This is a genomic window from Pseudoalteromonas sp. SG41-5 (assembly GCF_014164495.1).
GTDB classification, from domain to species: Bacteria; Pseudomonadota; Gammaproteobacteria; order Enterobacterales; family Alteromonadaceae; genus Pseudoalteromonas; species Pseudoalteromonas rhizosphaerae.
This window is the reverse complement of sequence record NZ_JACJFH010000062.1, coordinates 13,092-29,221: the sequence shown is the minus strand read 5'-3', so window position 1 is coordinate 29,221 and position 16,130 is coordinate 13,092. Positions and strand designations below refer to the sequence as shown.

The window sequence follows — 16,130 nt, the reverse complement described above, 5'->3', positions numbered from 1 at the left end:
TTGAATACATCGAGGTTGATTATAATCGGACAAGAAGGCACAGTGCTCTCGGGTATCTAAGTCCAGTTAACTTTGAAAATAAAAATGTCGCTTAATGAAGTGTCCAGTCTGGCTGGTGCAGATCAATGAGATGTAAGTTGGTTGTAGTAACATTGATAAAAATCACTATTCAGTCACTAATGACAAGTATTTACTAGCTGTAAAGTTAGATTCATTTTCTAATACTATACTCATATTCAAATATAAAAGTATCAAATACATAAATTTAGCTTATCTTTAATATTTAACTAAGTGATAATAATAAACATCCTTAACAATTGCAAAAACGTACTAAATCATTTTGATGTTTTTGTTATGTGCTAATTAAAAGAGAACTAGATGGATGACGATATACAGTTTTTTAAAGATAAACTAATAAACGGCGACGTAGATAGGTTTGAGTTACTAGATTTTATAGAATACGTAAGAAGCTACGGCCTAACTTATGAAGTATTCACTATAGCTAGGCAAATGTATAAGGATGATATGGATCAACAGGAAACAGCGGGACTATTAAGTATGCAAGCTATGAGTTGGGATTTATAACCATATGGCGCTTTGCTCTTATATCGAAAAAACTGGCATTCTTGTGTTATAGATAAGGTGATATTATCAAAAGTCAGTTTCATCACATTTTTCATAAGATTCATACACTCAACCTATTGTTATTATATGAGCCCAAACACACACGTTATCTACCTATCACTATTTAACTCATATAGCGATAATTTTTCTTGATTAACTAAGTTTATTGTCGGTTCATTTGGATAACGGTGTATAAAATAAAAAAGATTATAGTCTGAGTTATTATCGTTATTAGCCATCAACCAACATTGCGACAGCCATTCAATAATAATGGGTTCGCTGATACTATCATAAGCATCACACTCATCTTCATCAATATCATTTTTTGCAATATACTGTTTTAAATAAGCCATATACTGTGCATGATATTCGCGACTGATAAACTCATGTTTCGCCATAAAAGCTTCATCGCAATCCTCAAGCACTTGGCTATGGTTTGCCATATCAGTACAGGTAATAAATGTCAGCGCTAACTTATGCTCATCAAACACTTCGCAAATACACTCTACACGTCCGGTCTCATTTTTCATCGTGATTTCGTACTTCGAAATAAAGCGTTTAAAAATAGCAATACAAGTCGGTGTATACGTCTCTAAATGCTGCTTTAATTTTTTCTTGGGTTCATCCATATGTAGCTTAACCTGCATCACTTTTTTAAATAACTAAAATCATTATTTTTTAATTTATCTTTTTCAATAAAAACAATTCATTTATCACCATAGTGCCAACACTAATCTAATTGGGCGTAAAATGTGAGAGGGGAATTAACGATACTCAGTCACCGCGCAATTCTGACCATAAACAAAGTGTATTAAAAGGCAGCAGCATGATAAATAATCTTCAGCTTTGTTTCTGAGTATCATCGCAATTCAGAATTATATCATCAAAAGAAAAGGGTCTATCATTTCTTAGTTCCTCGTGCCTGTGTTAACTGGTTGGCTATTTTTTCGTTGGGTTTAGTTGTCCCCCTACCGACCCAGCTTAATTTAACACCGAGTAAACTTAAAACTTACGACTTAGCGCTTAAAACTCTACTATCCAAGCCATAAAAAAAGCAAGCCATCTGGCTTGCTTTTTACATTCTCAAACCTTTAAAACGTTACACTTTCAAGTAGTCCATGATCCCTTCGGCGGCGTTACGCCCTTCGAAGATTGCGGTGACTACTAAGTCTGAGCCGCGCACTATATCGCCGCCAGCAAAGATTTTAGGGTTAGTTGTTTGATGGGTAAATTCACCTTGTTCTGGTGCGTTAATGCCGCCCCAGTGGTTTATTTCTACATCGTACTTTTCTAACCAATCCATTTTGTGTGGTTTGAAACCAAACGCCATGAGTACTTGGTCGGCTTCAATCACATGCTCAGAACCCGGGATCACTTCAGCTCTGCTACGGCCTTTTTCATCTGGTTCACCCATTTGGGTTTTCACCATTTGTACGCCTGCAACATGGCCGTTGTCGTTTAGTACGATACCGGTTGGTTGCACGTTAAAAGTAAATTCAACACCTTCTTCTTTGGCGTTTTTCACTTCACGTCTTGAACCTGGCATGTTTTCTTCATCACGACGATAAGCACAGATTACTTTTGCCGCACCTTGACGAATTGAGGTACGTACACAGTCCATCGCGGTATCACCACCACCAAGTACCACAACCTTTTGGTTAGCCATATCAAGATAAGCTTGGTTAGACTCATCATAGCCCATTACGCGGTTGGTATTACCGATTAAGAACGGTAATGCATCATGTACACCTGGTGCATCTTCGTTTTCAAGGCCAGCACGCATGCTTTGATAAGTCCCCACTCCCAAAAATACTGCGTCGTATTCGGCCAATATTTCATCCATAGTGATATCAACACCAACTTCAGTGTTAAGTTTAAACTCAACCCCCATTTCGGTGAAAATTTCACGACGTTTTTGCATGACTTGTTTTTCAAGTTTGAACGATGGTATACCAAAAGTAAGCAAGCCACCAATTTCTGGATGACGGTCAAATACCACTGGTTTTACACCATTACGCACTAGAATATCAGCGCAACCTAGGCCTGCAGGGCCGGCACCTATGATAGCTACTTTTTTATCGGTCCATACCACGTACGACATATCAGGCTTCCAGCCCATTTTAAATGCAGTATCAGTAATATATTTTTCAATATTACCGATTGTTACTGCACCAAACTCTTCGTCTAATGTACATGAACCTTCACACAAACGATCTTGCGGGCACACCCGGCCACACACTTCTGGTAAACTATTTGTGCGGTGTGATAGCTCCGCAGCTTCAAGAATACGGCCAGTACGAATTAACTTTAACCACTGTGGGATATAGTTATGCACTGGGCATTTCCATTCACAATACGGATTACCACAATCTAGGCAGCGGTCCGCTTGTGAGTTTACTTGCTTCTCTGAAAAGGGTTCGTAAATTTCAACAAATGATTTTTTACGTGACGAAATTGGCTTTTTGCGGGGATCAACCCGCTGCACGTCTATAAATTGATATACATTCTCGCTCATACTACCCCCTTACTGTGCTTGAACACGAAGTTCAGCACTACTACGAGCGCGATGCCCGAGTAAACTTTTCACATCACTTGATTTTGGCTTAACTAGTTTGAATTTTGGTAAATACGTTTCAAAACTGGCTAAAATAGTTTCTGCACGGCTTGAGCCTGTTAGTTCTAAATGCTCAGCAATTAGACCACGCAAATGCTCTTGGTGTGACGCTAGCTCATCTAACAGCACCACTTCGACTAGCTCTGGATTGATGCGTTTTTCAAAGTCATTACGCTCATCCAAAATATAGGCAAAGCCACCGGTCATACCTGCACCAAAGTTCACGCCTACATTGCCCAGCACGCAAACTACGCCACCGGTCATGTACTCACAGCCATTATCACCTACGCCTTCAACAACCGCTTGCACGCCTGAGTTACGAACCGCAAAACGCTCTCCAGCACAACCTGCAGCAAACAGCTTGCCACCCGTTGCACCATATAAACAGGTATTACCTGCGATGGTCGCTTTGTGACTTTCAAATGACGAACCCAGTGGTGGGCGAATAACCAGCTTACCGCCCGCCATGCCTTTGCCTACGTAATCGTTAGCATCGCCGACTAGGGTCATTTCTAGGCCACCAGCATTCCATACACCAAATGATTGACCAGCGGTTCCGTGTAACTCAATCGAGACAGGATCAGCCGCCATGCCTTGATTGCCATGCTTATCGGCTATATAACCCGATAACATCGCGCCCACTGAACGGTCAGTGTTACAAATACGGCTGACCAGTGAAATACCGCTGCTCTCATCAATTGCTTGTTGAGCTTTAGCAAGTAAGGTTTCATTCAACTTACCTAAATAATGTGACGTATTAGGTGCGCTGCAGTATAAGGTTTCACCAGTTGGGTTATTCGGCTGTGCAATCACTGACGATAAATCAATTTTTTGCTGTTTTGCAGTTTTACCTTCAATCGCTTCGAGTAAATCAAAACGACCGATTAAGTCTGTTAGTTTGGCAACCCCAAGGCTTGCCATAATTTCACGGGCTTCTTGAGCAATAAACTTAAAGTAGTTCATCGCCATTTCTGGTAGGCCATGGAAATGTTTTTGACGCAATGTTTCGTCTTGCGTTGCTACACCGGTTGCACAGTTATTTAGGTGGCAAATACGCAGGTACTTACAACCAAGCGCAACCATAGGACCCGTACCAAAACCAAAGCTCTCTGCACCTAAAATAGCTGCTTTGATGATATCAAGGCCGGTTTTTAAACCACCATCAGTTTGCAAACGAATACGATGACGTAAACCGTTTTCAACCAGCGCTTGTTGTGTTTCAGCAAGACCAAGCTCCCACGGGCTACCCGCATATTTAACCGACGTTAGCGGGCTTGCGCCAGTACCGCCGTCATAGCCTGAAATAGTAATTAAATCAGCATATGCTTTAGCAACACCAGTGGCGATTGTGCCCACACCTGGCTCTGATACTAGTTTTACTGAGATCAACGCTTTAGGGTTTACTTGTTTTAAATCGAAAATAAGCTGAGCTAAATCTTCAATCGAATAAATATCGTGATGCGGTGGAGGTGAAATTAAGGTCACCCCCGGTACCGAGTAACGAAGCTTAGCAATATACGGGGTTACTTTTTCGCCCGGCAATTGCCCGCCTTCACCTGGTTTTGCACCTTGCGCTACTTTAATTTGAATAACGTCAGCACTGCGTAAGTAATGTGGTGTTACCCCAAAACGACCTGATGCAACTTGCTTGATACGTGAGTTTTTCTCGGTACCATAGCGTAGTTTGTCTTCGCCGCCTTCACCTGAATTTGAACAGCCACCTAAGCGGTTCATCGCAATTGCAAGCGCTTCATGCGCCTCTGGCGATAAAGCACCGATACTCATTGCCGCCGAGTCAAAACGCTTATATAGCTCAGTTGCTGGCTCAACATCATCAATGCTGATCCCTTCTGCTGGCAGTTTCAGTGCAAGCATGTCACGTAATGTGGCAATTGGGCGCTTATTAACAAGATCTGCGTATACGCTGTAATCAGAATATTCGCCTGAGCGCACCGCTTTTTGTAACGTTTGAATGACGTCTGGGTTGTACGCGTGATACTCGCCGTCATGCACATACTTTAATAAGCCGCCATGGCTGAGTAATTTACGTTTACTTAATGCCAAAGTATGTAACTTGCGTTGGTCATCATCAAAATCAGTAAAACACGCGCCTTTAATGCGACTTGCCACACCATTAAAACAGGTATCAACAATTGCATCCGACAAACCAACTGCTTCAAACAACATTGAACAACGATACGATGCCACGGTACTAATGCCCATTTTTGACATGATCTTGTACAAGCCTTTGTTGATTGCATTACGATAAGCAAGCGTAACTTGGCAATAGCTCTTGTTGATCACTTTAGAGTCGCTCATCGCAACCAGTGATTCATATGCTAAGTACGGGTAAATTGCCGTTGCACCAAAACCAATTAATACCGCAAATTGATGCGCGTCACGGACACTACCTGTTTCAATGATGATATTTGATTCACAACGTAAATTGTTATCAACTAAACGCTTTTGTACCGCTCCAACAGCCATAGCGGCAGGAATTGGTAATTTATTCTCATCAAAATTACGGTCACTCAAAAACAACATGACACAGCCACCAGCTGCTTTTTCTTGCGCTTCGTCACAAATACGGATTACTGCATCACCAAGGCCTTCTTCTTTGCTGTAGGTGATATCGATTTTGCAATAGCTGTAATGAGCCTGATCAGCGCTCAATAATTGTTGCATGTCTGCATACATTAGAATTGGAGTATCAAACTGTAGACGCTTAGCGTGGCCGGTGGTCTCGTTAAACACGTTTTGCTCACTACCGATACAGGTCGCCAGCGACATTACATGGTTTTCACGCAGTGGATCGATTGGCGGGTTAGTTACTTGCGCAAACTTTTGACGGAAGTAATCAAACAATGAACGGTTACCTTCAGAAAGCACTGCAAATGGCGTGTCATCCCCCATAGAACCGGTTGCTTCTTGACCAATTTCACCCATTACGCGAATAACGCTATCAAGTTCTTCATTGGTGTAACCAAACATTTTTTGATATTTCAGTAATGTTTCATCATCAAATGAACGGTTGCCCGCATCTTGCTCTGATAGCTGCTCAAACGGCGTTAAGCGCTTAACATTGGCCTCAAGCCATGCTTTATATGGGTGGCGAGATTTAAGGTCGCGATCAATTTCGTCTGAGTGCCAAATTTTACCTAACTGAGTATCAATAACTAACAGCTCACCAGGGCCAACGCGGCCTTTCTCAACCACTTCATCCGCAGTGTAATCCCAAATACCCACTTCAGAAGCTAGGGTAATAAAGCCATCTTGAGTGATCACATAACGTGCAGGACGCAGACCATTACGGTCCAAGTTACACGCGGCAAAGCGCCCATCAGACATCACAATACCAGCAGGGCCATCCCATGGTTCCATGTGCATAGAGTTAAAGTCGTAAAATGCACGTAAGTCATCATCCATCGCACGGTTTTTCTGCCATGCAGGTGGTACTAGCATTCGCATAGCACGAAATAAATCCATGCCACCAGCTAAAAACAACTCAAGCATATTATCTAGGCTTGATGAATCTGAGCCGGTTTCATTGACAAAGGGTGCTGCTGATTGCAAATCTGGAATAAGCGGCGATGCAAACTTATATGAACGAGCACGAGCCCACTGGCGGTTACCTTGTATGGTGTTGATTTCACCGTTATGCGCTAAATAGCGGAACGGCTGAGCCAAAGGCCAACGCGGTTGTGTATTAGTTGAAAAACGTTGGTGAAATACACAAATTGCGCTGGTCATGCGGATATCGGCTAAATCTAAATAGAAGTTAGGCAAATCCACCGGCATCATTAAGCCTTTGTAGATAGTTACTAACCCTGACAAGCTGGCAATGTAAAAGCCTTCATCTTCGCTTAAACGCTTTTCAGCACGACGGCGCGCAACGTATAAACGACGCTCTAAATCTTTTGGGCGCCAGCCTTCTGGTGCATTAACAAAAATCTGTTCAAATTTAGGTAACTGCTTTATTGCAATTGGCCCTAAACATGATTCATCTGTTGGCACAATTCGCCAACCTTGAATATTGAGGGTTTCTTTTTCGAGTTCTTCACTCAATATATCTTTTGCAGCTTGCGCAAGTACTGGATCTGAGTTTAGGAAAATCATGCCAACGGCATAATTTTTACCCAAGTGCCAATTTTTTTCAGCGGCAATAGCACGAAAAAAGCTATCTGGCTTTTGTAATAATAAGCCACAGCCATCGCCTGTTTTACCATCGGCAGAAATACCACCACGGTGTTCCATACGGTCTAAGCCAGTGATCGCTGTTCGAATTAAACGATGACTTGCCTGACCATTAACTTGGGCTATTAAGCCAAAGCCACAATTATCTTTTTCTAATTTTGAGTCGTATAACATAGACCCCTCCCCTTGCTACAACAGCTAGCTATGAATGACCTTCTCGACGGTTTGCTAGCAGACAGTCAAAACTATCGCCAATTGTACATTGAGTCAATAGCGCCTTGAATACATATTCACATTCTTGAATATTTCTCACCACAACACAATCTTTTTATTTCATGCCTATTTTTAACATTTAGCGATATTTTACCCGTTATTTTTTTATGACACTGGTGTCATATTTAACAAGTTGTAAAATAACCGCTCTGCAAACCTGCAGTTTACGTTAACGTAAACCAGAGTAAAAATGAATAAATATTCACTGAGTTATGTAGCGAAAATAAATGCTTTCTTTTTTATTGAATCTCTTTGTTGTCGTTCAAGGTCGATACCACAGTGCGCATTAGAGTAAATACTCTTTCCAGTGTCTTTTTATGGGTAAATTTAAAGCCACTAATTAATGCATAATTATCATCACAACAGTCACATTTTGCATAATTTACGCTAGTTAGTAAGTTTTTAGCTTGCTCACCCTGTTGACGCCTGCGGCAGCTTCTTAGCCGCCATAGTAAAGTGTCCGCAGCGGACACAATTTATGTCCGCGGACACCAAATAATTTAAAAATAAATAATTATTTCATTAAAATCATGACATTAAATAGTGGCATGATATTCGAATAAACATTAAAAGATAATTACAGGACACAACTTATGTTTATTCTCAGTTTATTTTTAGTTTCACCAATCACTGTCTTAGTAGTGAGCTTGATGATCACTTACTGCGAGAATAGACATAGCTAAGGATCACTCATGATAAAAGATACCAGCGGACAAGATGTAAGTATTACGCAAAGACGCAGTTACAAAAAACCATTAATAGTGCTGGCGCTATCACTTGCCGTACTTGCTTTATGTGCACAAGCATTTATGGGTAACAATCAAGGCAGTATTTCTGTTGACCGGGCTTCTTTACAGATTGCTACCGTTAATATTAGTCGTTTAGTACGTGATGTAGCCGCCAGCGGTAAAATTGTTGCTGCAAATGCTCCTAAGGTTTATAGCCCAGAACGTGGATATGTGGATTTACAAGTTAAAGCCGGTGATAAAGTAAATAAAGATGACATTATTGCTTTAGTCGATAGCCCAGAACTCAATAATGAACTAAAACAGCAACAATCGGTGTTAGCCCGCCTTGATGGTGAATTACAACGTAAGCACTTAGAAGCACGCCGACAAAAGTTAAGCTTAACCAAAACGCTTGATCTCGCCCAAGTAGAGCTCAATGCAGCAGACAGGGAAAATCGCCGTGCTAAGCTTTCTATCGAAAAAAACTTGATCAGCCAAATTGATTTAGAAAAAGCAGTTGATGATCTTGCCCGAGCCAAGCTTTCTTACAAACACGCTCAACAAGAAGTTGAACTTGCTAAAGATACACTCGCATTTGAACTCAAAGCTGCAGAGCGCGATCTCGCTCGCCAACAACTGATCGTTGATGATTTAAATCGTCAAGTCAGAAACTTAACTATTAAAGCCAGCGTCACCGGTATTGTTGGTAACCTGCTTGTACAACAAAAAGAAGCCGTTACCCAAAGTCAGCCGTTAATGACGCTGGTTGATTTAAGTAATTTTGAAGCACAACTGCAAGTACCTGAAAGTTACGCCAACGAACTCGGTTTAGGAATGGAAGTTGAGCTCACACTCGGGGCAAAAAAAGTGACTGGTGTGTTGTCGGCAATTTCGCCGGAAGTTAACAATCGTGAAGTAACTACTCGAGTACGCTTTGACGAAGAGCTAAAAGGCATTCGCCAAAACCAGCGATTAACAGCGCGCATTTTATTAGAAAATCGTGATGACGTTTTACAAATCAAACGCGGTGCGTTTATGCAGCAAGGTGGTACGCAGGTTTACAAAGTTATCGGCGACACCGCACAACTGGTAAATATCACAACCGGGGCAAGCAGCATCAACGCAATAGAATTGCTACAAGGTGTTAGCTCAGGCGATCAGCTGATCATCTCCAGTTACGATAACTTTAAACAAGCGCCAACATTATTACTGAGATAAGAACAACCATATTACAAGGATCAACTCATGCTTAAAATGAACAATATTAGTAAACTGTATCAAACAGAAATGGTGCAAACCCATGCATTACGCGACTTTAACTTACAAGTAGAAGAAGGCGAATTTATCGCTGTAACTGGCCCTAGTGGCTCCGGGAAAACCACCTTTTTAAATATCGCAGGCATGTTAGAACCTTTTAGCAGTGGTGAATATCTGCTCGATGGTATTAATGTTGGCAAACTGAACGACAATCAACGAGCGGATTGTCGCAATCAAAAAATTGGTTTTATTTTCCAAGGCTTCAACCTGATCCCTGATTTAAATTTATATGAAAACATTGAAGTGCCACTGCGCTACCGAGGTATTAAAGCAAGCGAGCGTAAACGTCGTATTGAACAGTGCTTAGAACAAGTAGGTCTAGCTTCACGCGCTAAACATTTGCCGCAACAGTTATCAGGTGGTCAACAGCAACGGGTAGCGATTGCCCGCGCCCTCGCCGGTGAGCCGCGCTTTTTATTAGCCGATGAACCAACAGGTAACCTAGACAGCTTAATGGCACGTCAAGTGATGGAATTGCTGGAGCAAATTAACCGTGACGGCGCGACCATCATTATGGTGACTCATGACCCAGAACTTGCCCGCAGAGCACCTCGTAATATTCAAGTGGTTGATGGTCAACTTGCCGACTTTACCTTGTATCAAGGCGCGCAAAACCTAAAAAATGTGGCTGGAGCGTAACTTATGCTATTACATTACCTCGATTTAAGTTGGCGTAGTTTTAAGCGCACACCACTGGTAAGCATGTTAATGGTGCTAGCCATTGCTATTGGGATTGGTGTAACCATGACCAGTTTAAGCGTTTATCATATGATGTCGGCGGATCCTATTCCCGAAAAAAGCAATCAACTTTATACTGTGCAATTACAAATAATGGATGATGGCAATACGTGGTGGACTAAAGATAACCTGCCGTCACAACTGACCTATCAAGATGCGGTTAATTTACAGAATGCGCCAATACCTGAGCATAAAATTGCCATGATGCGCTCTGGATTTTCGGTGCATATAGATTCAGACATCATTAAACCATTTATAGGTGAAGCACGTTTAACCACTCCCGATTTTTTTAGCCTATTTAATTTATCATTTATTTATGGTGGAAGCTGGTCTTCGCAACAAGAACAGACAGCGGCATCCGTGGTGGTGATCAGCGAAAAGCTCAATGACAAATTATTTGCAGGTAAAAACTCTGTAGGTAAGGTGATTTATCTGGATGATCTCAGTTATGAAGTTGTCGGGGTTATCGCACATTGGCAGCTAACGACTAAATATTACGATTTAAACAATGGCGCATTTAATGAACCCGAAGAATTATTCCTACCTTTTAGTTTAGTTAAGGCTAATGAAGTAGTAACGTGGGGTAATACCAATGGGTGGAAACATGAAAACACCCGAACATTTGCTGACAAGCTGCAGTCAGAAAAAGTTTGGATCCAATTTTGGGCACTATTATCTGACGCCAAACAAAAACAAGCATACGCAGACTATTTATTAGCTTATATGCAAGAACAACAAAAATTAGGACGTTTTAAGCGTAAAGTACTTGAATACAAACTACGCGATGTAAACCAATGGATGCAATACAACAATGTGGTTAGTGAAGACAACAAAATATTGGTCGGCTTAAGCTTTATGTTTTTAGCTGTGTGCTTAGCCAATATCCTTGGTTTATTGCTCGCTAAGTTTTTGCGTCGGGCACCGGAGGTAGGTGTGCGCCGAGCACTAGGAGCCAGTAAACGACAAGTTTTTTTACAGCATCTAGTTGAAGTAGCCATGCTTGGGGCTTTAGGTGGCTTGCTTGGTATTGTGATAGCACAAGTTGGTTTACTCGCTGTGCGACAAAGCTACAGTTACTATGAAAGCTTAGCCACCATGGATATCACCATGTTACTCAGTGCACCTATTATCGCTATAACAACCTGCATCGTAGCCGGACTTTATCCTGCTTGGTTAGTGTGTAAAACCAACCCTGCAATTTACCTCAAGAGCCAATAAGGAGCCTTATTATGTTAGAAATCAAACCTATATTTCATGCTCTTTGCCGCTCAAAAGTCGGGGCAATATTACTCTTAATTCAAATTGCCATAACCACAGCAATCGTTAGTAATGCGGCATTTATTATCCAAGATAGAGTCGCTTTTTTAAATCAAGACACTGGCTACCCTGAACACGATATTTTTAAATTCAACGTGATGACCTTTGGACAAGATGTTGATATAAATCAGCAGATTGAGCTTGATGAAACTATGCTAAGGTCCTTACCAGAAGTCATTGATGCTGCAATGAGCAGTAGCATTCCTTTATCTGGAGGTGGTAGCGCATCTGATTTTAGTTTAAAACCAGCCCCGCAAGAAGGCCTGTCGGTAAGAACTGCTTATTTTTTTATTGATGATCATGGGATCAACACTTACGGTGTAAACCTAGTTATGGGTAGAAATTTTAGCGAAGATGAAGTATTAGTAACAAATAACGTTGATAAACGACCGAGTGTTACAATCGTTTCACAAACCTTACTCAATGAGTTATTTCCTAAAGGAAATGGTTTAGGTCAAACCATTTATTTTGGTGAAACGCCTTTGAAAGTTATTGGTGTAGTTGAAAAAATGATGAGCCCATGGCTTAAAGACAGCCGCCCAGATAATCTTGCATTCATCCCATATATTAATGCAAAGAGTCTTGCCCAATTTGTGGTTAGAACCAAACCAGACCAACGTGATGCAGTGATGAAAGAAGTTGAAAACCTGATGCTAAAAAATTACAGCAAACGGGTGATCAATAATATAAAAGGTCTAGATGAACTCAAAAATCAATATGTTGCTGCAGATAAACTCATGATGCGTATGCTGATTGTGCTGATCACTATTTTAGTATTAGTCACCGCACTAGGTATCTTTGGCTTAACTTTATTTAATATCAGCAAACGCACTAAACAAATTGGCACTCGCCGTGCATTAGGTGCCAGAAAATCAGCTATTATTTACTATTTTTTAGTTGAAAATGCGATGATCTGTGGTGTTGGTTTAATCTTAGGTTGTATCGCAGCTTTATTACTTGGGCAATTGTTAATGCAGCACTTTTCAATTGCCGCACTGCCACCGAGCTATATCGCAGGCACTGCCATTATGGTGTTTGTTATGAGCTTACTTGCAGTGTTTGGCCCTGCAAAACGTGCCGCCAACATATCACCGAGTATCGCCACGCGAACAATATAAAGCAGCTCCCAACCTATGCTACACTGGTTTAATACCGTGTAGCATTTTGAAATAAAGATAACAAAAACAGCGATTAAATTCACATGGAAAAAATACTTATTGTCGATGACAACCCTGCCATATTAGAAGCCTTGTCATTATTGTTAGAAATTCATGACTATCAGGTTGTGACTGCAAAAACGCAGCTTGAAGCCTTACAAATAGTGCAATACCAACGTATCGCGCTGGTTATTCAAGATATGAATTTTAGTAATGACACCACCTCTGGCGAAGAAGGTAAAGCGTTGTTTTATCAACTAAGAGCTCTCAACCCGCACTTACCGATTATTTTGATCACCGCGTGGACTGAACTGGCCAGCGCCATAGAGCTAGTCAAAGCCGGCGCCGCTGATTACTTACCTAAACCATGGGACGATAGCAAGCTCCTCACCTGTGTTAATAACTTAATCGAACTTGGCCAAGCAAAACAACAAAATGTAATGTATGCGCGCCACCAGCAAGAGCGAACATCAAGTTTAGCCGATGCCAACCTAGTTGGTTTAGTGTATCAAAGTACCGCCATGGAAAAAATTCTCAATATGGCAATACAAGTCGCTAAGTCAGATGTCTCTGTGCTAATAACAGGTGCAAATGGCAGTGGTAAAGAACGCATTGCACAAATTATTCAAGCCAATTCTCACTTAAACCATGCCCCGTTTTTGACCATCAATGCCGCAGCCCTGCCCCATGATTTAATTGAAGGCGAATTATTTGGCGCTGAAGCGGGTGCTTATACTGGCATCACCAAACAGCGAATTGGTCGCTTTGAGGCCGCTGATGGTGGTACGCTATTTTTAGATGAAATTGGTAACCTGCCATTATCAGGGCAAATGAAACTACTGCGCGTGTTACAAACTGGTGAGTTTGAACGACTCGGTTCAACAAAAACACAAAAAGTAAATGTTCGGGTTATTTCAGCTACCAATGAAGATTTAAAAGCGGCCATTCATGCAGGTCGATTTAGAGAAGACTTATATTATCGCCTCAACGTGATTGAGCTAAATTTACCCAGTTTAGCGCAAAGACCAGATGACATTTTAGCGCTTGCTAAACACTTCTTAGGCGAGCGCGAATTATCGCTTACAACAGAGCAAGGATTACTCGCGCACAATTGGCCCGGCAACGTTCGTGAGCTAGAAAATGCCTGTAAACGCGCAGCCGTACTCAAACCTAATGGCGACATTACCCTCGATGATTTTGCTCTACAATCGCAACCGCTGCACACTAACTTTGCTAAACAAGAACCCAGTAGAGTAGAACTAGAACAAGCTATGCGTCAGCACCAAGGAGTGATCGCAAAAGTTGCCAGACAGTTTGGTTTAAGTCGTCAAGCACTGTACCGCCGTTTGCAGAAATTTGAGATTGATTACTAATGGAAAAAAATAAACCGGCACTGTCTCTCACTCGTAAAATAGTGCTGATATGTAACATCTCTGCACTTATTCCTGTTTGGCTCATCTGCTGGTTAACCCATTTAAGCTGGCCTTCACTACTAATAACAACGCTGCTCACATCACTGCTGGCAAGTTATTTATCTTTTCGGCTCAGCCGCACTCTGGTGCAAGGCATACACTCACTTGAAACTGGTTTGCTTAATTTTAAAGACGGTGAATTAGCCACCTTACTAGCTTATAACGGTAACGATGAATTAGGCCGCTTGTGTCAATTGTATAATCAAACTGCAAAGCAATTACGCCAAGAGAAACAATGGCTCTATCAGCGCGAGCTGATGCTTGATAAAGTGCTACAAAGCTCTCCCCAAGCCGTTATTTTAAAAAATGATAAAGGCTTTATTGTTTATAGTAACTACAGTGCCCGAGACCTTTTTAATGCCAAAACAGCGCTTGAAGGGAGTCAGTTTGCACACCTGCTTGAAAATGCTCATCCACAGTTAAACAATGCTTTAACGCGCGGTAGTGATGGTTTATTTACGCTAGATACTGAAGACCAAGAATCTCAAGCGTGGCATTTATCAACCGGTAAGTTATTACTTAACAATCAATACCATTACTTATATGTCTTTAAACAACTCACCCGCGAACTTAGCCGTCAAGAAGTGGAGGTGTGGAAAAAGGTCATTCGGATCATTAGTCACGAACTTAATAACTCTCTGGGTCCCATGTCGTCAATGCTGCACAGCGGCCAGTTACTCAGTGAAAAAGTAGACGAACCCAGACTTAGCCGCGTGTTTGCTACCATTTCTGAACGCATCAAACATTTAAACGACTTTGTACAAGGCTATGGCAAATTTGCCAAACTGCCCACTCCTCAGCCAAGCGCAATTAATTGGCAAGTGTTGCTCACACAACTGCAAAATCAATGGTGTTTTATGCTCGATATAAGTAATGACGTGCATACACTGGCTGATCCGACTCAAGTCGAGCAGCTACTGATCAACTTAATAAAAAATGCTCACGAATCAGGCTCTGCAAGCGAACATATAAGTGTCACTGTTACACAGAATATTAAAGGCACACATATCAGTGTAAACGACCAAGGTAAAGGTATGAGTGAGCAAGTGATGGCCAATGCATTGATCCCATTTTATTCAACTAAAGTCGCTGGTAGTGGTTTGGGGTTAGCATTGTGCCGTGAAATAGTCGAAGCGCATCATGGGCAAATTAGCTTACACAATCGTAAGCACGGCGGGCTTAGTGTTCATGTTATTCTGCCCCACGGTCCTAACAAACAATCACAAAAAAGCCGCAATTAAGCGGCTTTTTGTTGATTTGCTGATAAACGTTATTCAGCGCCAGCTTCTTTATATTTAGCTGCTGTTTCGGTGATCAGTGGTTGTAATTCACCACGTTGAAACATTTCAATGATAATGTCACAACCACCAATTAATTCGCCATCAACCCACAGTTGTGGAAATGTTGGCCAATTGGCATATGCTGGTAATTCAGCTCGGATATCAGGATTTAGTAAAATATCAACATAGGCAAACGGTTCACCGCATGACATTAATGCTTGAGATGCTTGTGAAGAAAAACCACAATTTGGTAATTTAGGCGATCCTTTCATATAAAGGATAATTGGATTTTCAGAAATTTGCTGTTTAATTTTATCAATGGTTTCCATCTACAACCTCAAAAGTGACGATAGCTGAACATATTAAGGCTTGAAAAATTTTCATTAAGCCTCATATATGTATCTTAAAGTGGGCAA

The 16,130-nt window shown here is 41.3% G+C and carries 12 protein-coding genes; 8 read left to right on the top strand and 4 right to left on the bottom strand.

What is annotated here, in order from left to right:
- Together H5232_RS15480 and H5232_RS15475 are read left to right on the top strand one after the other, a co-directional pair.
- The coding region (locus tag H5232_RS15480; protein ID WP_182761394.1) for an IS3 family transposase at positions 1 to 95 on the top strand (95 nt) is incomplete at its 5' end.
- Positions 96 to 378: 283 nt separating this feature from the next.
- The gene (locus H5232_RS15475; protein WP_182719672.1) at positions 379 to 585 is read left to right on the top strand and encodes a hypothetical protein; all 207 of its coding nucleotides are present in this window, start codon (positions 379 to 381) and stop codon (positions 583 to 585) included.
- A gap of 149 nt (positions 586 to 734) precedes the next feature.
- On the opposite strand, the gene H5232_RS15470 is transcribed toward H5232_RS15475, so the two are convergent.
- The 3 genes from H5232_RS15470 to gltB all read right to left on the bottom strand — a co-directional run bounded on the left by H5232_RS15470 (position 735) and on the right by gltB (position 7,606).
- The gene (locus tag H5232_RS15470) at positions 735 to 1,253 is read right to left on the bottom strand and encodes a hypothetical protein (protein ID WP_182768378.1); all 519 of its coding nucleotides are present in this window, start codon (positions 1,251 to 1,253) and stop codon (positions 735 to 737) included.
- A gap of 470 nt (positions 1,254 to 1,723) precedes the next feature.
- Positions 1,724 to 3,139, bottom strand: coding sequence for an FAD-dependent oxidoreductase (locus tag H5232_RS15465; protein ID WP_182719477.1), 1,416 nt, complete (start codon positions 3,137 to 3,139; stop codon positions 1,724 to 1,726).
- A gap of 9 nt (positions 3,140 to 3,148) precedes the next feature.
- Entirely contained in the window at positions 3,149 to 7,606 is a 4,458-nt protein-coding gene (gltB, locus tag H5232_RS15460; protein WP_182831155.1) for a glutamate synthase large subunit, read from the bottom strand.
- 791 nt (positions 7,607 to 8,397) lie between these two features.
- Here gltB and H5232_RS15455 point away from each other — a divergent pair.
- The 6 genes from H5232_RS15455 (at position 8,398) to H5232_RS15430 (ending at position 15,675) form a co-directional block, all read left to right on the top strand.
- Entirely contained in the window at positions 8,398 to 9,651 is a 1,254-nt protein-coding gene (locus H5232_RS15455; RefSeq protein ID WP_182719478.1) for an efflux RND transporter periplasmic adaptor subunit, read from the top strand.
- 27 nt (positions 9,652 to 9,678) lie between these two features.
- Entirely contained in the window at positions 9,679 to 10,389 is a 711-nt protein-coding gene (locus tag H5232_RS15450; protein ID WP_182740608.1) for an ABC transporter ATP-binding protein, read from the top strand.
- 3 nt (positions 10,390 to 10,392) lie between these two features.
- Positions 10,393 to 11,706: an ABC transporter permease gene (locus tag H5232_RS15445; protein WP_169021297.1), complete on the top strand. Its 1,314-nt coding sequence runs from the start codon at positions 10,393 to 10,395 to the stop codon at positions 11,704 to 11,706.
- Positions 11,707 to 11,717: 11 nt separating this feature from the next.
- Positions 11,718 to 12,923: an ABC transporter permease gene (locus tag H5232_RS15440; protein WP_169021298.1), complete on the top strand. Its 1,206-nt coding sequence runs from the start codon at positions 11,718 to 11,720 to the stop codon at positions 12,921 to 12,923.
- Positions 12,924 to 13,006: 83 nt separating this feature from the next.
- Positions 13,007 to 14,335: a sigma-54 dependent transcriptional regulator gene (locus H5232_RS15435; protein ID WP_182831154.1), complete on the top strand. Its 1,329-nt coding sequence runs from the start codon at positions 13,007 to 13,009 to the stop codon at positions 14,333 to 14,335.
- Positions 14,335 to 15,675: a PAS domain-containing sensor histidine kinase gene (locus H5232_RS15430; RefSeq protein WP_182719483.1), complete on the top strand. Its 1,341-nt coding sequence runs from the start codon at positions 14,335 to 14,337 to the stop codon at positions 15,673 to 15,675. Before H5232_RS15435 ends, H5232_RS15430 begins: the two co-directional genes overlap by 1 nt.
- 29 nt (positions 15,676 to 15,704) lie before the next feature.
- Here H5232_RS15430 and H5232_RS15425 read toward each other — a convergent pair whose 3' ends face one another.
- Positions 15,705 to 16,043 (bottom strand): Grx4 family monothiol glutaredoxin, encoded by a 339-nt coding sequence (locus H5232_RS15425; RefSeq protein ID WP_182740609.1) that lies wholly within the window; start codon positions 16,041 to 16,043, stop codon positions 15,705 to 15,707.
- Positions 16,044 to 16,130 lie beyond the last annotated feature (87 nt).